At 66.1% G+C, this 26,323-nt stretch carries 23 protein-coding genes; 12 read left to right on the forward strand and 11 right to left on the reverse strand.

What is annotated here, in order from left to right:
* Window positions 1-40 precede the first annotated feature (40 nt).
* Window positions 41-739 carry a hypothetical protein gene (locus L8F97_RS14430; protein WP_242151517.1) on the forward strand — a complete coding sequence of 233 codons (699 nt, stop codon included), beginning with the start codon at window positions 41-43 and terminating at the stop codon, window positions 737-739.
* Here the strand turns inward: L8F97_RS14430 and L8F97_RS14435 are convergent.
* Together L8F97_RS14435 and L8F97_RS14440 are read right to left on the reverse strand one after the other, a co-directional pair.
* Window positions 736-1,554 carry a heavy metal-binding domain-containing protein gene (locus L8F97_RS14435; protein WP_242151519.1) on the reverse strand — a complete coding sequence of 273 codons (819 nt, stop codon included), beginning with the start codon at window positions 1,552-1,554 and terminating at the stop codon, window positions 736-738. The genes L8F97_RS14430 and L8F97_RS14435 overlap by 4 nt on opposite strands.
* Window positions 1,554-2,510 carry a heavy metal-binding domain-containing protein gene (locus L8F97_RS14440; RefSeq protein WP_242151522.1) on the reverse strand — a complete coding sequence of 319 codons (957 nt, stop codon included), beginning with the start codon at window positions 2,508-2,510 and terminating at the stop codon, window positions 1,554-1,556. The genes L8F97_RS14435 and L8F97_RS14440 overlap by 1 nt, the downstream gene beginning before the upstream one ends.
* A gap of 184 nt (window positions 2,511-2,694) precedes the next feature.
* Here L8F97_RS14440 and L8F97_RS14445 point away from each other — a divergent pair, with 184 nt between their 5' ends.
* The 4 genes from L8F97_RS14445 to L8F97_RS14460 all read left to right on the forward strand — a co-directional run bounded on the left by L8F97_RS14445 (window position 2,695) and on the right by L8F97_RS14460 (window position 7,385).
* Entirely contained in the window at window positions 2,695-3,555 is an 861-nt protein-coding gene (locus L8F97_RS14445; RefSeq protein WP_242151525.1) for a glycosyltransferase family 2 protein, read from the forward strand.
* A gap of 108 nt (window positions 3,556-3,663) precedes the next feature.
* Entirely contained in the window at window positions 3,664-4,170 is a 507-nt protein-coding gene (locus L8F97_RS14450) for an RNA polymerase sigma factor (protein WP_242151768.1), read from the forward strand.
* Window positions 4,163-5,062 carry a FecR family protein gene (locus L8F97_RS14455; protein ID WP_242151527.1) on the forward strand — a complete coding sequence of 300 codons (900 nt, stop codon included), beginning with the start codon at window positions 4,163-4,165 and terminating at the stop codon, window positions 5,060-5,062. The genes L8F97_RS14450 and L8F97_RS14455 overlap by 8 nt, the downstream gene beginning before the upstream one ends.
* Window positions 5,063-5,144: 82 nt before the next feature.
* Window positions 5,145-7,385: a TonB-dependent receptor gene (locus tag L8F97_RS14460; RefSeq protein WP_242151530.1), complete on the forward strand. Its 2,241-nt coding sequence runs from the start codon at window positions 5,145-5,147 to the stop codon at window positions 7,383-7,385.
* Between the two features lie 12 nt (window positions 7,386-7,397).
* On the opposite strand, the gene L8F97_RS14465 is transcribed toward L8F97_RS14460, so the two are convergent.
* Together L8F97_RS14465 and L8F97_RS14470 are read right to left on the reverse strand one after the other, a co-directional pair.
* Window positions 7,398-7,943 (reverse strand): DUF2076 domain-containing protein, encoded by a 546-nt coding sequence (locus L8F97_RS14465; RefSeq protein ID WP_242151533.1) that lies wholly within the window; start codon window positions 7,941-7,943, stop codon window positions 7,398-7,400.
* Window positions 7,944-8,138: 195 nt separating this feature from the next.
* Window positions 8,139-9,872 carry a PAS domain-containing protein gene (locus L8F97_RS14470; protein WP_242151538.1) on the reverse strand — a complete coding sequence of 578 codons (1,734 nt, stop codon included), beginning with the start codon at window positions 9,870-9,872 and terminating at the stop codon, window positions 8,139-8,141.
* Between the two features lie 274 nt (window positions 9,873-10,146).
* On the opposite strand from L8F97_RS14470, the gene L8F97_RS14475 reads away from it, so the two are divergent.
* Both L8F97_RS14475 and L8F97_RS14480 read left to right on the forward strand, forming a co-directional pair.
* Window positions 10,147-11,037: an exonuclease domain-containing protein gene (locus L8F97_RS14475; RefSeq protein ID WP_242151541.1), complete on the forward strand. Its 891-nt coding sequence runs from the start codon at window positions 10,147-10,149 to the stop codon at window positions 11,035-11,037.
* Complete coding sequence (locus L8F97_RS14480; protein WP_242151544.1) at window positions 11,037-12,098, forward strand: DUF72 domain-containing protein; 1,062 nt, start codon at window positions 11,037-11,039, stop codon at window positions 12,096-12,098. Before L8F97_RS14475 ends, L8F97_RS14480 begins: the two co-directional genes overlap by 1 nt.
* Before the next feature lie 88 nt (window positions 12,099-12,186).
* On the opposite strand, the gene L8F97_RS14485 is transcribed toward L8F97_RS14480, so the two are convergent.
* Window positions 12,187-12,819, reverse strand: a complete 633-nt coding sequence (locus tag L8F97_RS14485) for a L,D-transpeptidase family protein (protein ID WP_242151547.1) — start codon at window positions 12,817-12,819, stop codon at window positions 12,187-12,189.
* A gap of 293 nt (window positions 12,820-13,112) precedes the next feature.
* Between L8F97_RS14485 and L8F97_RS14490 the strand changes: the two genes are divergently transcribed.
* The 3 genes from L8F97_RS14490 to L8F97_RS14500 all read left to right on the forward strand — a co-directional run bounded on the left by L8F97_RS14490 (window position 13,113) and on the right by L8F97_RS14500 (window position 17,997).
* Complete coding sequence (locus tag L8F97_RS14490) at window positions 13,113-13,718, forward strand: murein L,D-transpeptidase catalytic domain family protein (protein WP_242151550.1); 606 nt, start codon at window positions 13,113-13,115, stop codon at window positions 13,716-13,718.
* Window positions 13,719-13,988: 270 nt separating this feature from the next.
* Window positions 13,989-15,263, forward strand: a complete 1,275-nt coding sequence (locus L8F97_RS14495; RefSeq protein ID WP_242151553.1) for a GDSL-type esterase/lipase family protein — start codon at window positions 13,989-13,991, stop codon at window positions 15,261-15,263.
* A 43-nt stretch (window positions 15,264-15,306) separates the two neighbouring features.
* Entirely contained in the window at window positions 15,307-17,997 is a 2,691-nt protein-coding gene (locus L8F97_RS14500) for a Tat pathway signal sequence domain protein (protein WP_242151555.1), read from the forward strand.
* Here L8F97_RS14500 and L8F97_RS14505 read toward each other — a convergent pair.
* The gene (locus L8F97_RS14505; protein WP_242151557.1) at window positions 17,989-18,372 is read right to left on the reverse strand and encodes a winged helix-turn-helix transcriptional regulator; all 384 of its coding nucleotides are present in this window, start codon (window positions 18,370-18,372) and stop codon (window positions 17,989-17,991) included. The two genes, L8F97_RS14500 and L8F97_RS14505, sit on opposite strands and share 9 nt — an antisense overlap.
* 101 nt (window positions 18,373-18,473) lie before the next feature.
* Here L8F97_RS14505 and L8F97_RS14510 point away from each other — a divergent pair, with 101 nt between their 5' ends.
* Window positions 18,474-19,535 carry an SDR family oxidoreductase gene (locus L8F97_RS14510; RefSeq protein WP_242151560.1) on the forward strand — a complete coding sequence of 354 codons (1,062 nt, stop codon included), beginning with the start codon at window positions 18,474-18,476 and terminating at the stop codon, window positions 19,533-19,535.
* Window positions 19,536-19,644: 109 nt separating this feature from the next.
* On the opposite strand, the gene L8F97_RS14515 is transcribed toward L8F97_RS14510, so the two are convergent.
* From L8F97_RS14515 to L8F97_RS14525, 3 genes are all read right to left on the reverse strand, one after another.
* Complete coding sequence (locus L8F97_RS14515; RefSeq protein WP_242151563.1) at window positions 19,645-19,941, reverse strand: hypothetical protein; 297 nt, start codon at window positions 19,939-19,941, stop codon at window positions 19,645-19,647.
* Between the two features lie 212 nt (window positions 19,942-20,153).
* Window positions 20,154-20,396, reverse strand: coding sequence for a DUF6894 family protein (locus tag L8F97_RS14520; protein ID WP_409929049.1), 243 nt, complete (start codon window positions 20,394-20,396; stop codon window positions 20,154-20,156).
* Between the two features lie 59 nt (window positions 20,397-20,455).
* Window positions 20,456-21,202 carry a Crp/Fnr family transcriptional regulator gene (locus L8F97_RS14525; protein WP_242151569.1) on the reverse strand — a complete coding sequence of 249 codons (747 nt, stop codon included), beginning with the start codon at window positions 21,200-21,202 and terminating at the stop codon, window positions 20,456-20,458.
* A gap of 191 nt (window positions 21,203-21,393) precedes the next feature.
* On the opposite strand from L8F97_RS14525, the gene L8F97_RS14530 reads away from it, so the two are divergent.
* Window positions 21,394-24,261 (forward strand): beta-galactosidase, encoded by a 2,868-nt coding sequence (locus tag L8F97_RS14530; protein ID WP_242151572.1) that lies wholly within the window; start codon window positions 21,394-21,396, stop codon window positions 24,259-24,261.
* A gap of 45 nt (window positions 24,262-24,306) precedes the next feature.
* On the opposite strand, the gene L8F97_RS14535 is transcribed toward L8F97_RS14530, so the two are convergent.
* The gene (locus L8F97_RS14535; protein ID WP_242151575.1) at window positions 24,307-25,311 is read right to left on the reverse strand and encodes a ferritin-like domain-containing protein; all 1,005 of its coding nucleotides are present in this window, start codon (window positions 25,309-25,311) and stop codon (window positions 24,307-24,309) included.
* A gap of 29 nt (window positions 25,312-25,340) precedes the next feature.
* Window positions 25,341-26,306, reverse strand: a complete 966-nt coding sequence (locus L8F97_RS14540) for a ferritin-like domain-containing protein (RefSeq protein WP_242151578.1) — start codon at window positions 26,304-26,306, stop codon at window positions 25,341-25,343.
* Between the last annotated feature and the right edge of the window lie 17 nt (window positions 26,307-26,323).

Consider the following 26,323-nt stretch of genomic DNA (forward strand, 5'->3'; position numbering starts at 1 on the left):
TCCCCTTGAGAATGGCGCGAGGATCGGGATAGGATGGCGCATGACCAACCCGCCCTCCTCGCAGGCCGAAGCCATGATCCGGCGGGTCTCCCCCGAAGGCAGAGCGCTCGCCAAACGTGACCGCGAACGCCGGCAGCGCGCCACGCTGCGGCTGGCCGGGCGCATGGTGATGGCCGGCCTCGGCATCGCGATCATCGCCGCCGCGATCGATCTCGCCGTTTTCCCGATCGGCGTGGTGGGCTGGCTGGTCGCGGTCGCTGCCTTCCTGTTCGCCTGCATCGTGATCGGGCTGTTGTCGCGCGCGAGGCCGGTCGTACTGGCGGCCTCCCCGCTCGGCACCTTGCCCGAGGATACGCAGCACTGGCTCGAACACCAGCGCGGGCTGTTGCCGCGCGCGGTGCTGCCGACACTGGACTCCATCGGGTTGCGCCTGCGCGACATGGCGCCGCGCCTCGCGACCCTCGACGCCGACACGCCGGCCGCCGACGCGGTGCGCCGCCTGCTCGCCACCGATCTGCCGGCGCTGGTGCAGGGCTACGAAGCGGTGCCGCCCGGGATGCGCGGGCGCGCGAGCAACGGCGGTGTCAGCGCCGACGCGCATCTGCTGAGCGGCCTCGCCCTGATCGACGGCGAAATCGACCGAATGACCGAACAACTCGCGCGCGGCGCGTTCGACGAACTCGCGACGCAGAGCCGCTTTCTCGAACTGAAATACGACGGCGCGGGTCCGATCGGCTAGGCGTTGACCGATAGCACCAGCGTCGGATCAGGGATTTCGGTCGGCGCATGGCCTGCGATCGGCAGGACGGCGGTGCCGATCGCGAAGAACTCGATGACGTGGCTCGACCAGCCGTGGCTCCCCTCGTGCAGATCGGCGCCAACCACGCCCTCCGCACCGGCCTGCGTCGCTTCGAGCTGCATTCGCTCCATCGCGATCTCACGCGCTTCGTACAGCGCCACGCTGAAATTGGTCAGCTCGACGTTCTGGCCGATACTGCCCAGCGACGAGATCGGTCCGCGCCGCGCGACGTGATAGACGCAACTGCCCATCACCATCTCCAGCGGACGATAGCCCGCCTGCAACAGCGTCCAGAAATCCTGCCCCGACAGCGCAGAGGTGAACGGCGCACCGCCCGGCCCCTTGAAGCCCTGATGCCCCTTGGCGTGGACGATGCCAGTGCCGATCGCGACGAACTCCAGCACCTTGGTGTCCCATTCGAGCCGCTTCACCGTCAGCCGCACGCCGACGATGCCGTCCGCGCCCATGTTGGCGGCCTCCTGCCGCATCCGCTCCATGGCAAGCGCGCGCGCCTCGTACATGGCGGTGCTGAGCACATCGAGTTCGACGCTGCTCGTCCAGCCGGCGAACTGAAAGCCGAGATGGTAGATGCACGAGCCGACGCACAGCCCGACCGGCTCGAACCCGGCCTTGCGCACCAGCAGGAACTCGTTGACCGAAAAGTCGGAGGTGAACACACCACCCGGATGCCCCTGCCGACGAAGCCCCGCTAGGCGAGTGAGCGCATGTTCGGGAATGCCAGTCTCATCGGCCATCAGATTCCACCTTCCTCGTCCATCACGTCGTTCTGATATGCCGAATGGCGCGCGCCGCCGGGCTCACGCAGCGGCGAGGCATCGTCGCGCATGTCGATCACCATCTCGACCGGGTGTGGCACGCCCGCGCCCGGCTTGGCGTCGACCACCGTGCCGATCACAATATGCCGGCCGAGATAGGCGGGCGGCTGCTTGTCGCGTTCGCGGCGGATCAACTGGCCGAAGTGGGTATGCGCGAGCACGCCGTTGCCCTGCTCCGCCACCTTCTCGCGCAGATCGCGGTGCGCCTCGCGGCGGATGCCTTCCCAGAAGTTGGTCAGCGTCATGATCGGGATGCTCTGGAACGAGCGCAACTTCGTCTGGATGTCGGACAGCGCCGTCCAGTCGCCACCGCCCCAGCCCGAATTGCCGTACGGGTTGCCGAGCCAGTCGAACCGCGCGCCGACCGCGATGCCGACCGGTACGATATCCGCCTCCAGCAGCCGCACGAATTCAAGCGCGGGCACCGTCGCGATCACCGGATGCGGGCTGGGTGCGAGCCCTTCGATATGGACCGCCGTGCCGATCAGGGTGAAGTCCATGCTCGCGCCGATCCGGTGTCGCAGCGTCCGCATCCGCACGTCGACCACGGCGTTGGCGCCCGCTGCCCGCGCCTCCTGCTCGATCCGTGCGAGCGCCTCGTGCCAGCCTTGCGCATGGCCCTCGGTCCAGCTCTGCCCATAGTGGAACCAGCAGGTGCCGGACACCGTCGCCACCGGCCGGATGCCGTGCGTGCGCGCGAGCAACAGTTCGGCGGGCGTCATCGTGGCGACCCACGCACCCGATCCCGCCGCCGCACCCGCCAGCCGCTCCGCCACGAATTGCGGCAGCCCGCCCGCATCGAGCGCGACCTGCCAGGCCTCGACCCGCTCGGCATGCTGCGCGGGCGACAGCGTATCCTGGTGGGGACTCGTCATGGGTTGCAACCGGTCATGAGGACGAGAGGTCGCACAGCCATCGGGCAAGCGCCAGTCCCGCATCGACCGGTGCGATGCGGCGCAGAAAAATTCTCCCACCCCCGTGCGGATCGCAGGCGAGCGCGCCGTCTGGTCATCGGGCGGCGCATCTTGGTCGATGTGCCGGGGATGGGAAGACGACACGATGTTCAAGACTTTTGGCGCGGTCGACGCGCTGACGGCGACGACGACCGACCGCGAGGATGCGCGGCGCGACTGGACGGTGCTGCTGCCGTTCTTCAACGAACGCGATTTTCTGGAAGGCACGCTCGCCAGCCTCGCACGGCAGACCGAGCCGCCACTGGTGATCCTGATCGACAACGGCAGCACCGACGGCAGCGGAGCGGTCGCGCGGAGCGCCTGCGTGCGCCTCCGCCTCGCCCACGTTTTGCTGCGTGAAACCACGCCGGGCAAGGTCGCCGCGCTGGCAAGCGGGTTCTCGCTGGTCAGCACGCCCTATGTGGCGACCTGCGATGCCGACACCTGGTATCCCGAAACCTATCTCGCCACCGCGCGCGCCGTGCTGGAGCGCGATGATCGCGTCGCCGCCGGCGCCTATTTCGTCGCGGCCGACGCCGGCAAGTGGCGGCGGCTCGGCAAGGCGCTGCACATCATCGCCGCCGCCGCGCTGTTGCCGGGGCAGTGCCATGCCGGCGGTGCCGGTCAGGTGTTCCGCACCAGCGCCTTGCGCGGCGCCGGCGGGTTCGATCCCACGCGCTGGAACATGGTGCTGGAGGATCATGAGATCATGCACCGCGTGCGCGATCACGGCCGGCTTGGCTATCACCCTGACCTGTGGTGCGCACCCGCCCCGCGTGACCGCGACCGCGCCAGCACGCGCTGGACGCTGGCCGAGCGGCTTTGCTACCACGCCACGACCGGCTGGGCAGGCGACTGGTTCTTCTACGGCTTCCTCGCCGATCGCCTCGCCGCGCGCCGCCTTTCGAGCGAACGGTTGCGCGAACGCGCCTATCAGGATTGCGCACCCGAAGCGCTGGCGGCTTGACCACGGCGGCGCGCCTTGTCCGGAACGGCTGCCTCGCCACGCTTGCAAGGCCGCGCGTTCGCGGACATGGCAAATGGCCATGGACTCAGGCCATTTCGGTTGACGCACGTGACGCAGGGCGGCGGACTGGCGGCGGCGTATCTGGAGCAGCGCCCCGCGCTGCTGCGGCTGTTGAGTGCCCGCCTCGGCTCGGTCAGCGAGGCCGAGGATGCGCTGCAGGACCTGTGGCTGAAGATCGAAGGCGGCACCACCGGCCCGGTCGAGCATCCCGCCGCCTATCTGTTCCGCATGGCCAGCAATCTTGCGACCGATCGGCGCGTGGCGGCGGTGCGGCGCGGCACGCTCGAAACCGCATGGGACGCGGTGCAGCCGCAACCGACCGAATTTCCCAACAGCGAACGCTTGCTGCTGTCGCGCGATGCGCTTGCCCATGTAGAGACGCGGATCGCGGCGATGCCGGAGCGGATGCAGGCCGCCTATCGCCTGTTCCGTATCGAGCAGGTGCCGCAGCGGGAGATCGCCACGCGGCTGGGGGTGAGCGTCAGCGCGGTCGAGAAGCTGCTGCACCGCGCCTATCTGCATCTGCACCGACCGGGAGGGTTGGACGATGACTGACCGATCTGTGCTCGAAACCGCCATCGACTGGCACCTGCGCCAGGAGACGATGGACGCGCATGACTGGCTGCGCTTCGTTGCGTGGCTGGAGGCCGATCCGTCGCATGCCGCCGCTTACGATCAGGTCAGCGTAGCCGACGTGCTGCGCCACGAAACCGCGCCGGAGGTGGTGGCGGCCAACGACAACCCGCCCCGGCCGCGGCGTTGGTGGCTCGGCGCCAGCGTGGCGGCCGCGGTGCTGGTGGCGGCGGTCTCGGCCCTGCACCCCTCGGGGCAGAGCCGCACGGTGGTGGCAGCGACGCCACAGTCGTTGCGGCTGGCCGACGGCAGCACGGTCGCGCTTGCCGCCAATACCCGGATGACGATCGGCACGGGCGGCCCGCGCGACGTGCGCCTCGATAGCGGTCGTGCGACCTTCCACGTCACGCACGACGCCGCGCACCCCTTTGCGGTTCAGGTCGGCCAATGGACGGTGCAGGATGTCGGCACCATCTTCACCGTCACGCACGCGAACGGCGGAGTCGATATCGCGGTGCGCGAGGGCGCGATCACCCTCGATCCGCAGGGCGCGGCGCTGCCGGTCCGCGCCGGGGAAGCGGTCTCGGTCGCCCGCGATGGCGCGACGCCGATCCGATCCGCCATCACGCAAAACGGCGAACGGACACTGCAAGTCGGCGGCGAGAACCTCGGCACCGTCGCCCGTACGGTCGCACTCGCGCTGAATGTGGGTATCGCCGTCTCGCCCGATGCCGCGCAGTCGCCCTTTATCGGCACGCTGCGATTGACGGGACGCGCGGCGAAGGACATTCCGCATCTCGCGGCGATGACAGGAATGCGCGCGACCAACGATGGGCGGACATGGACGATCGCTTCGGCGGAGACGGCGCGCTAGGCCGCTGATAACCGCGCTGGTTTGCCTTCTCGCCTGTCCTGCGGCAGCGATGGCGCAGCCGAAGCCACCGCACAGCAGGCCGTTGACCGGCGTCTTGCTCGACCTCGCTCAGCGGACCGGCACCGAGATTGTCAGCGTGGAGCCGGGCCTCGAAACCGTGCAGGTCACGCCTCCCAAGCCGACCGGATCGACCGAACAGATGCTGCGGCGCGTGTTGCGCGGCACCGGCTACCGCAGCGTTCGCGAAGGACCGCGCAGCTACCGCATCGTCCGCGCCGCCACGCCCCTGCCCCGCACGCAGCCCCACACCGCGCCGCCGCCGCTCCGGCAAGGCGGGGACATCATCGTCACCGCGTCCAAGCAACGCATCCCACTCGAACGTTTTCCAGGTACGATCACCACCCTTGCGCCGGACAGCGCCGTGCTCGGCCCGCCGGCCGGCCGCGACATGACCGCGATCGCCAGCGCGACGCCGGTGTTGCAGACCACGGCGCTCGGCAGCGGCCGCGACAAAGTCTTCATTCGCGGCATCGCCGACAGCAGTTTCAATGGCGCCACCCAATCGGCGACCAGTTACTATTTTGCCGACGTCCAGCTCGGCTATTCGACGCCAGAGCCGGCACTGGCGCTGGTCGACATGCAAAGCGTCGAGGTGATGGAGGGGCCGCAGGGCACGCTTTACGGCGCCGGTGCGATTGGCGGCGTGGTGCGGATGGTGCCTAATCCCGTCGACCTGAACCGCACCGGCGGCATGTTGTCCACCGCGATCGGCGCGACGGAACGCGGCCGCGCCAGCGATGCGCTCGCCGCCGCGCTCAATCTGCCGATCGTGTCGGGGGGAGCCGGTGTCCGAATGGTCGGCTATCAATCGCGTGACGGCGGGTATATCGATGCGCTTTCTCCACCCCGGCAGGCTATCAACGGCGTGACCCGGATCGGCGGCCGGCTGGCGGCGCGCTATGATCCGGGCGGTGGCTGGATGATCGACGCAAGCGCTCTCGCCCAGCGGATCACGGCGGACGACGGGCAATATGCCGATCGACTGTCCGGCGTGCTGATCCGCGACAGCCGGCTGACGCAACCGTATCGCAACAGCCTCGCGCTCGGCCGGTTGCTCGTCACCAAGCGGTGGGAGAGCGGGCTGGAACTGGTCTCAACCTCAAGCATCAGCCACTATACCGCCGAGGACACGTTCGACGCGAGCCGACGCCCGCCCGCACCGCTTGCCGAGTATCGCGATCACCGCTCCAACCGGTTGGTCACGCAGGAGGTGCGACTGTCGCACTCGCTGAGCCACGGCGCATCCTGGGTGGTCGGCGTCGCCGCGCTGAACAATCGCGATGCGCAGGACCGCACGTTTGGGCCGATCGCCAACCCCACCGACATCATCGCGGTCACCAACGTGTCGAGCAGCCAATCCGCGTTTGCCGAAATCACCGAACCGCTGTTCGCCAGGCTGTTCGTCACCGCCGGCGTACGCGCCACCTTCTCGCACGTCGACGGCACGCCATCGGTAAAGCCTCGCGCGGGCGATATCGTACGTGGCCGGCAGACCCACCGCGCCGACCCCACGGTTGCGATCGCCTGGGAGGTCGCACCAAGCGTATCGCTATACGCGCGCTACCAGTCCGGCTTTCGTACTGGCGGCCTCGCCGTCGCGCGCGGGATCGGACGGGTGGCGGAATTCGCGACCGACGATATCGGCATGGGCGAGGTGGGCTTACGCATGACCCGGCATGGCGCCACCGGCCTGTCGCTGTCGACGGCGGTATCCTATGCGCGCTGGACCGACATTCAGGCCGATCTCGTCGACCGGTCCGGCCAACCCTATACTGCCAACATCGGCGATGCGCAGATCCTTGCAGCCGAACTCAACGCCAACTGGGTGCCGGTCCCCGGCCTGACACTGAAGGGCGCCGCGCTGTATACCGACAACCGGGTCAGCGGCACGATCGCGGACAGCGCGCCGCGCGGCGACCGCCGTCTGCCCGATACGCCACCCTTCGCCGCACACGGCGGCGTGGACTATGGCTGGTCCGCCGGGCGCGACCGGCTGCGGGTCTCCGCAAGCATGGATTATGTCGGGCGCTCGGTCTTGGGCGTGGGCAACTACCTGGACATCGGACAAGGGCATTATGCGTGGGGATCGGCAGAGCTTGGCTGGCGCCGTGGCGCTTTGGACCTGTCGCTGACGATCGAGAACATCAGCGATACGCACGCAAACCGGTTCGCCTTCGGCAATCCGTTTTCACTCGCGAGCCGCGAGCAGATTACGCCGATGCGACCGCGAACGGTGCGCATCGGCGCGGGCATCAGTTTCTAATGAGTTGCGGCGTCACCAGTTGCCGCGATCGTCATCGCCGTTATCGTCGTCGTAGTTGTTGATCACCACATTTTCTTCCGGGCCGCCCATGAAGCCCTGACCGCCGCCGAATCCGCCACCCCGATGACCGCCGAACAGGTCCGACAACCCGCTGAACAGCATCTCGCCACCGGCGACACCCGCCGCCGTGGTCCCCGCCGTGCGCAGGAAGCTTCCCAGGCCACCACCGCCCGAGAAAATCCCCGGCCGCTCCTCGGGCGGTGGCGGCGCATAGGACGGCTGCGCCGCGCCGCCCCAAGGACCGGAACCGGGCGACAGAAAGCTGGTCGAGCTCTGCGGCTGGCTGACCTGCCGCTCCAGTTCGGCGATGCGCGCCTGCGCGGCGTGCAGCGACTGGTCCGCGACGATCGCGTGCTGGACGAGCAGATATATCGCATCAGGAGTGGCGGCGAGCGCCTGCCGGATCATGCCCTCCGCCTCGCCGTCCTTCGCGCCGCCGCGGGCGTTGGCCAGTTCGTTCAGGAAATTGGTAAGAAGGGCGCGTTCGTCGGGTGTCATGTCCGGTCCTCACGTTCAACGGCACCAGACATCGTTGGACGACCGCCCTGCTTCAAGCGGGTCACGCCTTCGTGACGGCAATTTCATGCGCGTGGCGTTCAACCGCCATGTCGGCGGAGGTGGCGGGCGTAGCAACGCGGATTTCACGGACGATCAAGGTTGCCGAAAGCGCCTGTCGTGCGGATCCCACCCCGCTCATTCCTCGGCCGATCCGAAATCCGATGGCGTCCGCCGCGCGGCGGTCTTGCCATGGTTGGCGAGTGCCTGTGCCACCCGGTTGAGCAGTTCATTGCGCCGGTACGGCTTGCCCAGTACGTCGCGGCCGTGGCGCTCCGGCCCCTCGGCGACGAGTTCCTCGTTATAACCGGTCGTCATCAGGATTGCGACGTTAGTGTCGAGCGCGGCGACCTCCTCGGCCAGTCGCAAGCCGTTCATGCTGCCGGGCATCACCAGATCGGTAAACACCAGATCCACCGGGTCGGTCGCGTGCAACCTCGTGAACGCCGCCAGGCCGGCATCGCCATCCTCGGCAGTCGAAACGCGGTAGCCGCTCGCTTCGAGGTTCTCGCGCGCCAAAGCGAGCACGTCGGGGCTGTCCTCCACCACCAGGATGTGCGCGGTGGGGGGCGGCGCCTGCGGTTCGCGTCGCGCTGGCGAGGTCGCCTCGTCCTCGACGTCAACGGCCGCAACCGGAAACAACATGCGCACCAGCGTACCTTGGCCGACGACGCTTTCGATCTCCAGCCGCCCGCGCGATTGCTGGACGAACCCGCTCGCCATCGCAAGGCCGAGCCCGGTGCCCTTGCCCGTACCCTTGGTCGTGAAGAACGGCTCGATCGCGCGCGCGATGACGTGGTCGGGCATTCCCTCACCCTCGTCCTTCAGTTCGATCGCGATATAGTCGCCAGAGGAAAGCTGTCGCGCCGCCGCATCGCCGTTGAGGTGAACCTTGGCGGTGGAGATCGTAAGCAGCCCCCCGTCCGCCATCGCGTCGCGCGCGTTGAGCGCGATGTTGAGCAGCGCCATCTCCAGTTGCTCGACATCCAGCACCGCCTTGGGGAGATTGCGCCGCAGCGACAGATGCAGCTCGACCTTTTTGCCGATTGAGCTTTCCAGCATCTCGGCGAACCCGTTGACACATTGGCTTACGTCGACCGCGCGGGGGTCGAGCCGCGTCTTGCGCGCGAAGGCGAGCAACTGCCCGGTCAGCCGCGCGCCGCGATCGGCGGCCCCGCGCGCGCGATCGAGATAGCGACGCTGACGCTCGTCGCCGATCTGCGACGCCAGCAGTTCGAGATTGCCGGTAACGACCTGCAGGAGGTTGTTGAAATCATGGGCGAGGCCGGCGGTCAGTTGCCCGATCGCCTCCATCTTCTGCGCCTGTTGCGAGGCCTGTTCGCTCTCGCGGCGCCGCGTCACGTCGAGCTGGCTTGCGAAGAAATAAACCAGCTTGCCGCTCGTGTCGTAAACCGGCCCGATGAACACCGCGTTCCAGAACGGTGTCCCATCGCGCTTGTAGTTCAAGATTTCGAGCGCGATCGACTCGCGCTCATGAACTGCCTCGCGAAGATCCGCGACCTGCTCGCGATCGGTCTGCGCGCCTTGCAGGAAGCGGCAGTTGCGGCCGAGGATCTCGCTCTCCTCATAACCGGTAAGATCGAGGAACGCCTTGTTGCCGAAGACGATTGGATTGTCGTCCTGATTGGGGTCAGTCAGGATCATCGGCATGCGCGTCATCTCGATCGCGGCGAAGTACACGTTGCCGCGATCCTCCAGACCGGGATTGGTGATCGTGCTTTCGCGCCAGTGCCGCCTGCCGACCTTGCCGAGCGGCTCGTGCCCCGGCGTTTCGGCGCGACCACCGGCGGGGATGCCTGAGCTTTGTCCGCCCTGTCCGACTTCGACGTCCTCCTCGTCCTGCCGCTTCACCCTCGGTTCGCTCCTAACATTCACCCTCCGCGTTCAACACGCGATTGCCGCAACGGTTGCCATGCCTCCCCCGGAACGGCGGTAGCTTACCCGGCGTGGCGAGTACACCGTTTGAGGACGGTCGCCGCTCCTGCCATAGGTGATGCGGTTCGACCAGTTCCGCCGCACATGCCGGGAGCATGGTTGCGCCCACGCCCGACAGAAGCAAGATCGTCAGACGCATGGACTGCGCGGCCGGTTCGACGAAGGTCGGCGAGCATGATATCTACCGCTCATGCTGACGACGTTCTCCACGACCGCGCCGCCGGTCGGCACGCACCGTGACGATGGCACCGCCCCCGATTTCCTCGTGATCGACGTAGAGACCGCCTGTTCCAACGTCAGCAGCATCTGCCAGATCGGCATTGTCGGCTTTCGGAACGGCGTGGAGGCGTTCGCCTACGAAACGCTGGTTGATCCATGCGATGATTTCTCACCGTTCAACATGCGCATCCATGGCATCAGCAGCGATCATGTCGCCGGCAAACCGACCTTTGCGCACGTCCACCCGGCAGTGGATGCGCATCTGTCAGGCAGGATCACCGTCGCGCACTCGGCATTCGACAAGGGTGCGCTCGCCGCCGCGTGCCGTGTGCATGACCGAACCGCGATCGCGACGACATGGCTCGACAGCGTTCGCGTCGCGCAGCGAGCATGGCCGGAACTGTCCAGCCACCGGCTCAACGTGCTCAGCAAGTTTCTTGGTTTCCGGCACAAGCATCATGATGCGCTGAGCGATGCACGCGCCGCCGGCATGGTGGTGGTCCGCGCGATCGATCACACCGGAATCGATCTCGCCGGCTGGCTCACCCCGCCGCTGCGGCGTGGCGGCAGCGCACCCAAACCGGCCAGCGACGGCCCCTTGAAGGGCGAGCGCATCTTCGTATTTGGCGCGCACCGCGACGGACCGCTCGCGTTGCGGCTTGCCAGTGCCGGCGGCCGCGTGGTGTCGTCGGTGGGGCGCACCACCACGATGCTCGTCGTCAGCCACGACCAGCCGTTCGGCCGCTACCCACAGTTCGCCCCCGCCTACCGCCGCGCCGAGGAACTCCGCCGCGACGGCGCGTCGATCACCATCCTCACCGAAGCGGAAATAGACGCCCGCCTCGTCGCGCCCGTCGGCTGATGTCGCCGCCACTGACGCCGGACCGCCGGTACATCGTCGTGCGCGGGCGGCTGTGGCGCGCGGCCAATCCGCACCTCACGCCCGAACGCCACGCGCAGTTGGTCGCCACGCTGATGGACGCGCGCCGCGCGGTCGGCCTAGCCAAACGCCGTGGCGACACCGCCGCAGAACAGACCGCCCACGCCGCGGTTGACGCTGCCAAGGTCGCGCTCGGGGAGCGGGGTGCGCCGTGGTGGTACGATGGCGCGCCCGATCTGAATCGTCATATGGTCAAAAACACGTCCTATGCGGTTTGGTACGACGCCCTGACGGCGGCCGAGACACGGTGCCGGATCGGCACTGCCGGCTGGTCGATCCCCAAGGCGGCGGCAGACGCTTTCCCCGCAGGAGCCTCGCACCTCGAACGCTATGCCGCCGTGCTGCCGGTGGCGGAGATCAATTCATCCTTTCATCGCCCGCACCGCCGCGCGACCTATGTGCGCTGGGCAGCAAGCGTGCCTGCCGCGTTCCGCTTCTCGGTCAAGCTGCCCAAGGAGATATCGCACACCCGCAAGCTGGTCGACTGCATCGAACCGCTCGATGCGTTTGTCGAACAGGCAGGCGGATTGGGTGACAAACTCGCCGTCGTTCTGGTGCAACTCCCGCCGAGCCTCGCGTTCGATCCCGTCGTCGCCTCGACCTTCTTCGCGATGGCCCGGCAGCGCCTCGGGCATGTCGTCGGCTTTGCGTGCGAACCGCGACACGCCACCTGGTTCGCGGCGGATGCGGACGCACTGCTTGTAGAACACCGCGTCGCCCGCGTGGCGACGGACCCGGTGCTCGCCCCCGGCGGCGAACGACCGGGCGGCTGGCCGGGGCTGCGCTATCGTCGGCTTCACGGTACGCCGCGCGTATATTACTCGTCCTATGAAGCCGATCGGCTTGGCGAGCTGGCGAAAACCCTTGCCGATGAGGACGACGGAGCGGCGCCCTCATGGTGCATTTTCGACAACACCGCATCAGGTGCGGCGACCCGTGACGCGGTGGACCTGCTTGCGCTGACATCCCCTGACGCTGCCTAGTCGGCGCAAGCGCGTGGCGACGACGCGGTCGCGGATGCCGCGTTCAACAATAATGCGGCCATCCGAGCCAGGCACTACAGCGGAATTTTTACCGAGCGGCGAGGACCGGCGACGTGCTAAACGAAGCGTCCGGCGCGACGGTCGCGTCCGGCGCGACGGTCGCGTCCGGCGTCAGCGTCGAATCGGGAAGCGGCACACCAGCTTCGGGCATATCGATCGGCGCGTCAGTTACGGTCACCTTCGCGCCGAGACGGGTCATGCCGAACAGCTTCTTGGCGAACGCCGTCGGCACACGCACGCAACCGTGCGACGCCGGATAGCCCGGATTGCGACCGGCATGAATGGCGATGCCGTCCCACGTCAGCCGCTGCATGAATGGCATCGGCGCATCGTTATAGAGGTTGGATTTATGCATCACCTGCTTTTGCAGGATGGTGAATTCCCCGGTCGGGGTATCGTGACCCGGCGCACCGGTGGACACCGCCGTGGCGCCGATCAACTGACCACCACGATAGACGAGCGCACGTTGTGACGCGATGCTCACCACGACGGTGATTCCGCCCGCCGGGGCGGCCGCATCGTCCCACACGAAGTGCCCTGGCGTCAGCGACTCCACCGCGTCCTCGGCGATCGCGCCCTTGGCAAACGCCGGCGGCGCGACACACGCCGCAAAGCCAAACATCGCGGCGCAGATCAGCGCCTGTTGACGAAGGTTTCGCATCGACATACCTCATCACCTTACGCACAACGGACAGAATCGCCCGGTTCGTCATCCTGTGAGACACAACGCACGACCCGCCGAGTTCGTGCCAGATTTTCAGCATCTTAACTTATGACGTTGTATCGCGCCCGATCGTGCATTGGTCGGGGTGAGATGATTGTTGCAACGGGAACCAAGGTGCTTTCGTAAGTCAACGTCAACCAAATGTCTGGTATACGGCCGATATTCCTTGTTACGGAGTGGTTCCGCCAGTGCATGAATTTCCGGACGTCACGCCTTCCCGGCGTGCTTTGTTGAAAACTTCGCTCGTAGCTGCCGGGGTCGCAGCGCTTCCCGCCACCACCTCCAAAGCGTTCGCGGTCGCTATGTCGCCGACGACATCGACGCGCGTGGTCCGTCCCGAACTGTTCCGTCAGGCGATGGCGGCACTGCATCGTCATGGCAATCAAATCGCGTTCAAGGATCGCATCGCGATCGCAGATTTCGCGGCGCCGTCTTCCCGGCAGCGTTTCTATCTGATCGATCTGGCGAGTGGCGCGACCAACAGCGTGCTGGTTGCACATGGCAGCGGCTCCGATCCGGCGCACACCGGGTTCCTGCAGCGCTTCTCCAACGCGGACGGCTCGAACGCGTCGAGTGAAGGTACGTTCATGACCGCAGATTATTATGTCGGCAAACATGGCAAGTCGCAGCGGCTGATGGGGCTTGATCCCACCAACAACATGGCGCTGGCCCGTGCCATCGTCATCCATTCGGCATGGTATTCCAACCCCGACATGCTGACGAAGCACGGCCAACTGGGCCGCAGCCAGGGCTGCTTCGCGGTCGGCCAGCGCGACCTCGATCAGGTATTCGCACGGCTTGGACCGGGCCGGATGCTCTACTCCGCCAAGATCTGACTGCCCGCCGGTCGCACGTCGCATCGACGTTCGACCGGCCGTTGCCTGCGACGATATCGGCAGGCCTCATAGTACCAGGTGTCGGTGCGCCTGAGCGGCGCCCTGCCTCACGACCTGCTCAGGCGTAGCTGCAGTAGCTCGGTGCTGCCCACTCCATTCTCAAATCAATCGTTCGCTGCGAAAGCGCTGATCCCGCACGTCCACGCTAGAAGCCATTGCATTTGATGGGACCGTGGATCATCATATGAAAATATGATCGGCAGCGGATCCATGAGACACCTGCTATGGGTAGTGGCAATCGCAGCAGTGTCGACGACGCCTGCGAACGCGCGGGCGCAGCGGATCGTGTTTGGTGACCCTGCCCAGAACCTACCCGCGCACCCGGCGCGTGGCAGCGATCCCGTCAAGTTCAGCTTTGCCGGCGAGATGCCGCGCATCGAAACGGGCGACGTACAAGGTGCGCGGCCATTCTTCGTGTCGATCGAAGAGGCGCCCGGCACCTACCGCGTTGCGGTCACGCTTGGGGGCACGTTGGCGAGCGACACCACCGTGAAGGCGGAACTGCGGCGGCTGATGCTGCTCGATGTCGGCGTCCCTGCGAACGGTCGTCGGACCGTCGACTTCCTCGTCAACGTCCGTACGCCGGAGATCGTCGGCGGCGGCAGCGTGCGGCTCAAGGCACCGCGCGAAACGACGGCGGAAGCGGTGGCGTGGGACCGCCGGCTGACGCTGGAATTCAACGGTCGCGATCCTGCCGTCCGGGACATCACGATCACGCCGGTGTCGGTACCGGTCATCTATCTGCTCGGCGACTCCACGGTCTGCGACCAGTCCGGCGAACCGTATGCGAGTTGGGGTCAGATGCTGACCGCGATGATCGGGCCGGAGGCCGTGGTGGCCAATCACGGCGAGACCGGCGAAACCGTCGCCGCTTCGAACGATCGCGGCCGCTTCGCGAAGATCCTTGGCGAAATCCGGCCGGGTGACCTGTTCGTCGTGCAGTTCGGCCATAACGACATGAAGGACAAGGCCAAGGACCCGCAAGCTGCGCTGAAATATCGCGACGGGCTCGTGGCGTGGGCGCGCGCGGTGCAGGCCAGAGGCGCGCGCGCGGTGATCGTCACGCCGATGAACCGCCACAGTTTCGTGGCGGGCCATGTCGTCAACACGCTGGAGGACTATCCCGAGATGGCGCGAGAGGCGGCGCGGCTCAGCGGCGCGCGGCTGATCGATCTCAACGCGCAGTCGAAGACGCTGTACGAGGCGTTCGGCGAACAACCCTCCCTCGCGCTGTTCAAGCACGATGCCGATGGCTCGAACGCCGACACCACCCACCACAGCCCGTTCGGCGCATGGGAACTTGCCCGGATCGTCGCAAGCGATCTCGCCGGTGCCGGATTGCCGGTGTCCGCTGCGGTGAAGCCCGCGTTCCGCAGCTTCGATCCCGCTCATCCTGATGCCTTGGCCGACTTCCACGTACCGCCCAGCCCGAACAGGCTGACCATGCGCCCGCTCGGCGACGATGCCTACAAAGGTCCGCTCTGAACTGCGCGCAACATGCCAGACGACACAAGATAAGGAACACGCCGTGGAATATCGTCCGACCCGCCGCCGCCTGCTCGAACATAGCGCGCTTGCGGGGGTGGGACTTGTGCTTGCCCCGCATCTCGCGAGGGCTGCGCGGGCAGCGGCGCCCTCGGCCCGGCTGACCTGGCTCGCCGGGACACCGCCACTGCCGACCGGGACCGCGTGGGGGGTGCCGTGGCCACGCGGCACCGTGCGGCGGTCCGACAGGGTCATCGTCCGGAATGGCGAGGCGGCGATCCCGGCGCAAACCTGGCCGATGGCCTATTGGCCGGACGGATCGGTGAAGTGGACCGGACTCGCCGTCGCCGCGGCCAGCGACATGGGCGACCTGACCGTCGGCATCGGCCACCAAAGCGGCCCACACCCGGCCACACCACTGGTGGTCGAGCAGAACGCACAAACCGTGATTATCCGCACCGGCGCGCTGACCGCGACGATCGATCGGGCGGGCGGCACACTGGTGCGCTCGCTCATCGTCGATGGCCGCGAAGTCGCCCGGGACGGGCGGCTGGTTGTGCTGCGCGAGGATCGTTCGCGAGAGGCGGCGGAGGGCGTGGTGCGCGAGGAACGGTTCGTCAGCCGCATCACGCGCGTCACCGTCGAGCAGGCCGGGCCGGTGCGCTCCGTGGTGCATATCGAGGGCACGCACAGCGGCGCCGGCGGTCGTTCATGGCTGCCTTTCTCGGTGCGGCTGTACTTCACCGCCGGGCTGAGCTCGATGCGGATGGTGCATTCGTTCGTATTCGACGGCGACCAGAAAACGGATTTCATCAAGGGCATCGGCGTGCGCTTCGCGGTGCCGTTCCGCGAAGAGACGCATAACCGCCACGTCCGCTTCGCGACCGACGGGGATCATGTCTTCGCTGAGCCGGTAGTGATGATTCCCGGCTATCGCCCATCCGCAATGAAGGACGCCGCCGCCGGGGAACGCGCGCAGTTGCTTGGGCAGCGGCTCCCCGCGCTTGCCCAGTTTACCGAGAAGGAGCGCGCCAATCTCGCCAGCACGGCGGTATGGGAAGACTTCAAGTTCAGCCAGCTCAGTGCCGATGGCTGGGACATGCACAAGCGCACCAACGCCGCGAGCGCGTGGTTGCAGGTGACCGGCGGGCAGCGTGCGGGCGGTGTCGCCTTCCTCGGCGACGTATCGGGCGGGTTCGCGATCGGTCAGCGCGACTTCTGGCAGAAATATCCCGCCGCGTTCGAGATTCTTGGCGCCGCCGGTGACGCGGGCACCCTCACCGCGTGGCTTTGGTCCCCCGATGCGGTGGCAATGGACCTGCGCCACTACGACACCAAGGGCCACGGCCTTACCGTCACCTACGAAGACTATGAGGAGGGTCATGCCGACGCCTATGGCTGCGCCAACACCTCCGAACTGATGCTGTGGGCGTGCGCCGACACGCCCGCGCCCGATACGATCGACGCAATGCGCCGCGTCACGCACAACCCGCCGCTGCCGATCTGCGCGCCCGAGCATTATCATGCCACCGAAACGCTCGGCTACTGGAGCCTGCCCGGCACCGCCGCGCCTGGCCTCACCGCCGCCGAGATCGCGTCAGCCGACACGCAGCTCGACCGCGCGTTCGGCTTTTATTCGGGCGAAGTCGAGCGACGCCGCTGGTATGGTTTCTGGGATTATGGCGATTATCGCCGCACCTACGATCCGATCCGCCATCAATGGATGTATGACATCGGCGGCCACGGCTGGAACGAGACCGAGTTGATGCCGAACGTGTGGCTGTGGTTCGCGTTTCTGCGAAGCGGCCGGGCCGACATCTTCCGCGCGGCCGAAGCGATGACGCGCAACAACAACGAAGTGGACGTGCATCACATCGGCCCCTTTGCCGGGCTGGGCTCGCGCCACAACGTCAGCCATTGGGGCGATGCCAAGGAAGCGCGTATCAACGAGGCGTTCATCAAGCGCTTCTTCTACTATCTCACCACCGACGAGCGCACCGGCGACCTGTTGCGCGAACCACTCGCCACCGTGGAGGCGTCGATCGCGCGCAATCCGCCGCTGCGCAAGATCGCGCCGCGCCCCGATGTGCCCGCGCCCCAGGCGTTCCTGCGGGTCGGGCCGGACTGGCTTGCGCTCGCCAGCAACTGGCTGGTCGAATGGGAGCGCACCGGCGACACCCGTTACCGCGATTATTGCCTGACCGGGATGCGCGATATCGGCGCGATGGGCGACACCTTCCTGAAGGACGATGCCTTCGCGTTCGATCCGGTCACCAAGCACCTGCGGTCGGTCGGTGCGCCCAACCAGAAGCCGAGCCAGTTCCTGTTCCTGTTCGCAGGGGACCAGATCGCCGTCGAGCTACAGGCGCTGATCCCCTGCCCGCCGTTCACGCAAGCCTGGGGCCGGCTGTGCGAACAGTTCACGCAGGGCAAGCGCGCCAACTGGTATTTCGAGCCGCGCATCACCGCCTATGCCGCCAATTTCACCGGATCGGCGGAGCTGGAGGCGAAAGCGTTGGCGCTGTACCGCGCGCTGCTGAAGTTTGGCGATGCCGACTATTTCCGCGCGACGCCGGAACGGTTCACCGGCCCGTCAACGGTGCAGGAAACGCTGGAGAACCCCGGCACCAGCACCTTCACGCCCGCGCTGGCGATCCCGGAGGTTTCGCAATGGGCGATCAACCTCATAACCGTGCCGGTATTGCTGCGGAAATTCGCCGCCACCTCAGGCTGAGCGCCGCGACGTCGGTCGCGGCCCGAGCGCGTCGAGCGCATCGGCATTGTCGCGGCCCCAGGCGTAGAGCATTTCTACCGGCTCGACAAAGCGGAGCCCGAGCGCCGTCAGCCGGTATTCGACGGCAGGCGGGATCGTGCCCTGCACGTGGCGCGAGACGAGGCCGCTCGTCTCCATGTCGCGCAGCGTCTGGGTCAGCATCTTCTTGGAGATGCCCGGCAGACTGCGCATCAGCACGCCATTACGCGCCACGCCGTCATGGCGGGCGTGCAGCGTATGCAGGATCATGCTCGTCCATTTGGTGACGAACAGCTCCATTACGCGGCGCGGCGCGCAATCCTCGCGCCAGCTATCGTCGGGTGAACCGGGTTGCATGGGTGGATACCTCCGGGTGCCTATGTCCCCAAAGGGTGCCGTCTAGAAGGTCGGCGTGGCCATGCCTAGCTGCGATGTGACAGACATTCAGGAGCATGATGATGGCCAAAACGGCATTGGTAGCGGGCGCAAGCGGGATCGTCGGCAGCGCGACGGCTGGTTTGCTGGCGGAACAGGGTTGGACCGTGCACGGCATTGCGCGACGCCCGGTCGAACAGGCGGGGGTTCAGCCGCTGGTCGCGGATCTTCAGGACGCCGCCGGCACCGCAGAGGCGCTGAAGGACGTGCAGCCCGACGCGGTGTTCATCACCACCTGGTTGCGGCAGGATAGCGAGGCGGAGAATATCCGCGTCAATTCCGCGATGGTGCGCAACCTGCTCGACGGCCTGCCCAAGCCGACTGGCCCGCGTCACGTCGCGCTGGTGACGGGCCTGAAGCATTACCTTGGGCCGTTCGAGGCGTACGGCAAGGGCAGCCTGCCGCAGACCCCGTTCCGCGAGGAACAGGGCCGGCTCGACCTTGAGAATTTCTATTACGCGCAGGAGGATGAGGTATTCGCCGCCGCCGCGCGCGATGGCTTCACCTGGAGTGTCCATCGCCCGCATAGCGTGATCGGCAAGGCTGTCGGCAACGCGATGAACATGGGCACCACGCTTGCCGTCTACGCCACGCTGTGCCGCGAGACAGGGCGGCCGTTCACCTTCCCCGGTTCGGCGGCGCAGTGGTCGGGCCTGACCGACATGACCGACGCCGGCCAGCTTGCGCGGCACCTGTTGTGGGCGACCGAAACCGAGGCTGCGCACAACGAGGCGTTCAACATCGTCAACGGCGACGTCTTTCGCTGGCAGTGGATGTGGAGCCGGATCGCGGAATGGTTCGGCATCGCGGCGGCACCGTTCGACGGCATCGTGCGCCCGCTCGAGACGCAGATGACGGACGATGCGGCAGTGTGGCGGGAAATCGCCGCGCGCGAAGGGCTGGCCGAGCCAGACCTCAGCCGTCTCGCATCCCCGTGGCATACCGATGCCGACCTTGGCCGACCGATTGAGGTGGTAACCGACATGTCGAAGAGCCGCCGCCTCGGCTTCACTGCGTACCAGCCGACCGATGATGCGTTCTTCGCCCTGTTCGAACGGCTGCGCGCCGATCGCCTCATCCCTTGACGAAGGTATGAGCCTAACAGCGGCGCCTGACCGCCGCCGCTGTTAGGCCTGCCATGCGAATGCTGCCGCTAAGCAGCGTCAGGCCCTCGATCCTGGGCGCAGCATCGCGTCAATCGTCTTGCGAGGGCGCGTTCTTCTGGTCACCGACCTTTTGATCGCCGAGTTGTCCCGAGCCGTGGTAGGCCTGCTTGGTCTGGCCGCCATGGCCGAGGAAATCACCCGGTGACGTGCCACCGCCATCCTTGCCAGTGTGCGGATTCGGATAAGCGCCACCAGCCGATTCACCGCCAGGCATCTCGCCCGAGGTCACGTCGCCGGCGTCACTATGGGGGTTCGGCGGCGCACCCGCGCCGTTCGCCTGCACCGGCTGCTTGCCGTCTTCGCTGTGTTGGGTTGGGTCCGCCATGTCGGTATCCTCTCAAGTCAAAAGCCCGTTCAGGCTACCGGGTCGAAACGCGCGGGCGGCCAAGACGATGCAATCACCCGCCGAATGCAGACGGCAACCCGCCAATTCCGGTGACCACCGCCATCATTCGCTGTAAGCGCCCGATGGACACCACATGGTAACCGGATCAGACTGGCTGCCCGCCGTTCCTGATCGAGCGCAGCCGCGCCTGTTCAAACGTCGTGGATCTTGACAGCGTCGTGGAAGTCGATCCGCTCAAGCACCGTGCCATCATCATCCGCAATATCCAGATACCCGCGCAGATCCACCTTCCCTTCAAGCACTTCGGCGCTGAGAAAAGAGCGGATTCCTGCGATTGCTTTGGCGCGTGCGATGCCGATATCGCTATACTCGCTACCCTCCTGGTCGAGCGTCTCGCCAGTGTAATTGTAGATATGAAGATGGTAGCGCGGCATGCCCAAAAAATGCTCCTGCCGCGCGGAGGTTTCAGTGGTTGATTTGCGTTAGCACGATTTTACGTGCGATCGTCCCGGGCCAGCTGGAGATACGCCGGGTCGAATTCCCCCAGATAAGCAAGCCGCTGAAAATCGAGAATCCGCACGGAGTTCGCCTCCTTGACCGCGATATTGTCCTCGCGCAGCCGCTTCAGTACGCGGTTGAGGTGGACGGGGGTCAATGCCACCGCATCGGCAAGATCCGCCTGCGTGATCGGGAACGGATATTCTTTTCCGCTGCCGAGCCCGTTAGCCTGGTGTCGCATCGCCATCTCGGCGAGCAGATGGGCGACGCTGGCGAGCGCATCCTTGCGGCCGATGTTGACGGTCCACTGCGCCAGGATGTTCGCGTCGGTAACCGTATCGCGCCAGAACGCCATGCCCAGCGCGGGATAGCGCTCGACCAGCTCCCGCAACGTGTGGTGCGGTATGCGCAAGATACGCGTCGGGCATAGCGCATGCAGCGCCCAGGTAACGTTGGGCTCGACGATGGAGAACAGGTCGGCCAGATCGCCTGGAATGTGCAGCGCGACGAAGCTGCGCGCGCCGTCCTGAATTTGCGCGAACCGCGCGACCATCCCGTCGACGACCAGACAGGCATGACTCAGCCGGTCGCCGACCCGCACGAAATCTCGCTCGACATCGTCGATCTCCGACACTTTGGCCAGATCCAGAATCGCCGCCCGTTCGGCATCGCCCAGCGACGACCGCAGAACAAGCCGGTTGAGAAACAGCGCGATCGCCTCGTTTGTCGTGCAACGGGCCATGCAGCGGCTCCTTTCGCGTTTAGATCAAGCCTTCTGACCGGCATCTCAGGCATGATCGTTCCACGCCGGCCATTGTTCCGGCCGCGGGACGTTCCCTTGCCAATCCACCCTGTCGGGTTAATGCCTTGCCCCGAAAACATGGGCGGCTTGGGCGAACGCCCAGTTGCGCTCGATACAGAGGGAGAATGACGATGGCGAAATGGGCTCGGCCGCTGCTGTTGGGCAGCGCGGCTTTGTTGGCTGCGCCGTGCGGCGCAGCCCCGACCCCGCCCGCGTTCGTGGCAACCAGGCACCGTATCGACATGGATGGCTACAGCTTCAAACTCGACGGCAAACGCGTCTACATCTGGTCGGGCGAGTTTCATCCCTATCGCCTCCCCAGCCCGGATCTGTGGCGGGACATTCTGCAGAAGATGAAGGCCGCCGGCTTCAACGCGACCTCGATCTATTTCTCCTGGGGCTATCACAGTCCGGCACAGGGTGTGTACGATTTCACCGGCGTCCGCGACATGGACCGTCTGCTCGACATCGCGGCGGAAGAAGGCGTGTACGTCATCGCCCGCCCCGGTCCGTACATCAACGCGGAGGTCGACAGCGGCGGCTTTCCCCTGTGGCTGACCCGCCACGCCGTCCGCAACCGCAGCGACGATCCGGCCTATCTTACGCTTGCCGACGAGTGGATGGCGAAGATCGACGCGATCATCGCCCGCCATCAATATTCCGATGGTCGCGGCAGTGTGATCGCCTACCAGGTCGAGAACGAATATTATCGCGGCGATCAGCCGAGCGCACGCGCCTATATGGAACATCTGAAGGCGCAGGCGACGGCGCACGGCATCACCGTGCCGTTTATCGGTAATCACGATGCCAATTTCGTCTCCGGCACCGGTGCGCTGAAGGTCGATGGTTGGGATTACTACCCGCAAGGTTTCGATTGTTCGCACCCGGACGTGTGGAAGCCGGTGCCCGACATGGCGATTAAACGCGTGCCCGACCAACCACTTATCACGCCTGAATTTCAGGGCGGCGCGTTCGATCCCTGGGGTGGTCCGGGCTATCCCAAATGCGCCACGCTCATCAACGACCGCTTCGCCAGCGTGTTCTACAAACAGAACATCGCCGCCGGCGCGACGCTCCAGAACTTCTATATGGTGTACGGCGGCACCAGTTGGGGCTGGCAGGCGATCCCGCAAAACTACACGTCCTACGACTACGGCGCGGCAATCACCGAAGGGCGCCAGTTCGACGCAAAATACGCTGAGGACAAGCGGATCGGCTATTTCACGCAGGCGGTTGCGCCGCTGACGATGACGGTCGGCGCACGCTCGGCGCGATTGGACAACAAGGCAGTCGTCGATATCGCGCGTCGCAATCCCGAAACCGATACCCAGTTCCATTATCTCCGCCACGCCGATTCAACGACGAACGCGGTCGACAACGTCCATCTCGACCTGTCGATCGCCGGGCGGCGGTACAAGCGCGTTCCGCAGGCGCCCGACACGGCGATCACCCTCAACGGGCGGCAGGGCAAGATCCTGCTCGCCGGCTATGCGCTCGGGCCGACGACATTGGTCTATTCCACGTCGGAGTTGATGACCCACGCATCGATCGCCGGACGGGAGGTCGCGCTGGTCTACGGCGATGCCGGCCAGCCGGGCGAGACGGTGCTGCGCGCCGCAACACGCCCCACAGTCGAGGTTCTGGACGGTACGGTGGCGCAGGACTGGTCGGATGGCGACCTGCGCCTCAACTACACGCACGGCGGTATTGCACGGGTCCGCGTTTCAGGCGCAGGCTTCACCCGGCCGCTGCTCCTGCTGATCGCCGACAAGGACGCTGCGGCGACGTTCTGGCGGCGCGACACGGCGGCAGGCGCGGTGCTGGTGCGCGGCACGCACCTGCTGCGCGGGGCTGTGCTTGCAGGCGGAACGCTGGATCTGTCGGGCGATACCGGCAGCGATGGCAGCTTCGAGGTTTTCGCCGACGCCGGCACGATCCGCTGGAACGGCGTGGCGATCCACGGTCGCACGACACCGAGCGGCAGCATCGCCGCGACGCTACCCATCGCGCAGCCGGTCAGATTGCCCGCGCTCGCCTGGCAGATGCACGAGGAAGCGCCGGAAATCGAGTTCGGCTTCGACGACAGCGGCTGGACCAGGGCCGACCGCACCGTCACCGCCAGCATCACCAAACCCGAGGCGCTGCCGGTGCTGTTCGCCGATGATTACGGCTTCCACACCGGCAACATCTGGTATCGCGGCCACTTTCAGGCGAATGGTGCGACCGGGATAACGTTGAAAGCGATCAGCGGCGGCAAGGCCGGCGCGGTCTCGGCATGGCTGAACGGGCAATTCCTCGGCAGCATTAAGGGCGAAACGCTGGAGAAGACCTTCGCCTTCCCGGCCGGCGCGGTGAAGGCGGGCGGTGACAACGTGCTGTCGGTGCTCACCGTCAACATGGGGCATGAGGAAGATTACGACGATGGCAGTGAAAACCGAACAGCACGTGGCCTGACCTTCGCCACGCTGAGCGGTGGCACCGGACCGATCATGTGGCGCTTGCAAGGTGTGCGCGGCGGTGAGGCTCTGGTCGACACCGTGCGCGGTCCTATGAACAACGGCGGCCTGTTTGGTGAGCGTTCGGGCTGGTCGCTCCCTGGCTTTCCGGATCGTGGCTGGCAGCCGGTGTCGCTACCCGCGTCCGCCACAAAGCCCGGTGTCACATGGTATCGCAGCACCGCGCGGCTGGCGCTGCCGAAGGGTCAGGACAGTTCGATCGCACTCGACATCACCGATGATGCCGCGCGACCGTACCGCGCCACGCTCTTCGTCAATGGCTGGCAAATGGGCAATTACGTCAGCCAACTCGGGCCGCAGCACCGCTTTCCGATCCCGACGGGTATCCTCAATTCCAACGGTGCCAATACCATCGCGATCGCGGTATGGAATACTGAGGCCGGTGGCGGCCTTGGCCGCGTGTCGCTGGTCGATCTCGGATCGTACAGATCGTCGCTGCGCGTGGCGATGGTGCCATCGCCCGGTTACAAAGCGGGCCGGTAAGACGTGGGCGCCGTCACCCACCGGGTGACGGCGCCCCTGCTCGCATCAGCCGCTGGCGGCGCTGGTGCGGATGTTGCCGTTGACACCGTTCGGGAAGAACCCGCCCGCTGCCAGCGACGATTTCGACAGATACACGATGTTCAGCACCTGGCCGGTCGTGCGGCTGTAGGCGATGCCGTTCGCATCCGTCGGCACGATGTTCGACACGCTGGCGTCCGCGCCCGAGATGCCCTGATCGTCGTCGCTCGACCCGTCGAGGCTGTCGCGCGCGTCAGAGATCTTGTCGGCAGATGTGCGAAGCGAAGGCGTCTGCAAGCCCTTGCTGTAGAGCACCGTCCGGATCAGACCGGCATGATAGGCTTCTGCGGCGAGGATACCGGCGGCAGCCTCAAGGTAGGTCTTGTTGGTGATGAGCGTCGAAGCACCCTTGTACGCGGTCACGCCGACATCCTCGAAGATGAACGCGCCGAGCAGGAAGTTCTCGTCGCTCGCATACGGATCGAACGTGTCATTCGCACCGATCAGACCGGCCGCACGTGCCGCCGCCGTGAACGCGCCCGTTGCGCCGCCGTCGATGTTGAGCGCCGGCTGCGCAACCGCAGCCGTGCCGAGCTGCGCGCGCAGGAAGTTGACGTGTGCAGCCTCGTCGGCCGCGATTTCACGCGCATATTGTGCGACGACCGGATCGGTGAAGGTAACCTTGCGTCCACCCGTTACCGTCCCCTGGGTCCCGGTGCCGCCGAGGTTCGCCGCCGAAAGGCCGGTACCGTAAACCGCCGTGACGTAAAACTGCGCCTCGAGATATTCGAGATTCAGCGCGAAGTTGAGCACGTCCGCGTCGGACACCGTGCCGGTTGAACCGGTCGGCGTGGGTGTGGGCGTCGGGGTCGGCGTGACGACGTTGGCGCCGTCACCGCTACATGCGGCGAGTAGCGACAGGCCACCGGCCGCAACCGTTGCGGAAGCGGCTGTGCGCATGAAGCGGCGGCGTTCCTCGCGACGTTTGTCGCCGGCGCGGAGAAGTTCGATCAATTGTTCTTGGTCGTTCATGGAATCTGCTCCTGAAGGCGTGGATCGGGTCAGTTCGCGGCGCTCGTGTTGAGCGTTCCGTTGACACCGGCGGGGAAGAAGCCGCCCATCGAAACTGCCTTGTTGTTGAGATAGACGATGTTGAGCACCTGTCCGGTCGACCGGCTGAACGCGATGCCGTTGCTGTCGAGCGGCACGATATTCGATGCTGGCGTATCGTTGATCATCGTCGACGAGATGCCCTGATCAAGGTCGCTCGACCCGTCCAGGCTGTCGCGCGCGTTCGAGATCGCGTCGGCGGAGGTGCGCAGCGACGGCGTCTGCACGCCCTTCGCGTACAACACGGTACGGACCAGCGAGGCGTGATACGCCTCGACCGCGAGAATGCCCGCCGCCGCTTCAAGGTAGGTCTTGTTGGTGATGAGCGGCGCCGCGCCCTTGTATGCGGTGACGCCAACATCCTCGAAGATGAACGCACCGAGCAGGAAATTCTCGTCATTCGCATAGGGATCGAACGACGCGCCGTCGCCGATCAGACCGGCCGCGCGCGCGGCGCTGCTGAAGGCGCCATTCGGATCGGTGCCGATGTCGATTGCCGGCATCGCCACGGCCGATGCGCCGAGTTGCGTGCGCAGGAATGCGACGTGCTGCGTCTCGTCCTGGGCGATTTCCTTGGCATAGGCGGCGACGATCGGATCGGTGAACGTCACCTTGCGACCGCCCGTGACAGTGCCCTGCTTGCCGGTGCCGGTCTGCTGGCTGGCTGGCAGGCCGGTGCCGAATACTGCGTAGCTGTAGAACTGCGCCTCAAGATATTCGAGGTTCAGCGCGAAGTTCAGAACGTCAGCGTCGGTCACGTCGGCGGCCTGCGCACGGCCCGGCAACGTCATCGCGGCAGCGCCCGCGCCTGCTACGGCAAGCGTACCCAGCGCCGATTTGAAGAAATCGCGGCGTTCGTTGCGGCGTTCGACCCGTCGGTCGAGAACCTCGATAGCATGTTTGGTTTCGTCAGTCATAATCTCGCGCTCCTGAA

This window comes from Sphingomonas sp. BAUL-RG-20F-R05-02 (assembly GCF_022662305.1).
In the GTDB taxonomy this organism is placed as follows: Bacteria; Pseudomonadota; Alphaproteobacteria; order Sphingomonadales; family Sphingomonadaceae; genus Sphingomonas.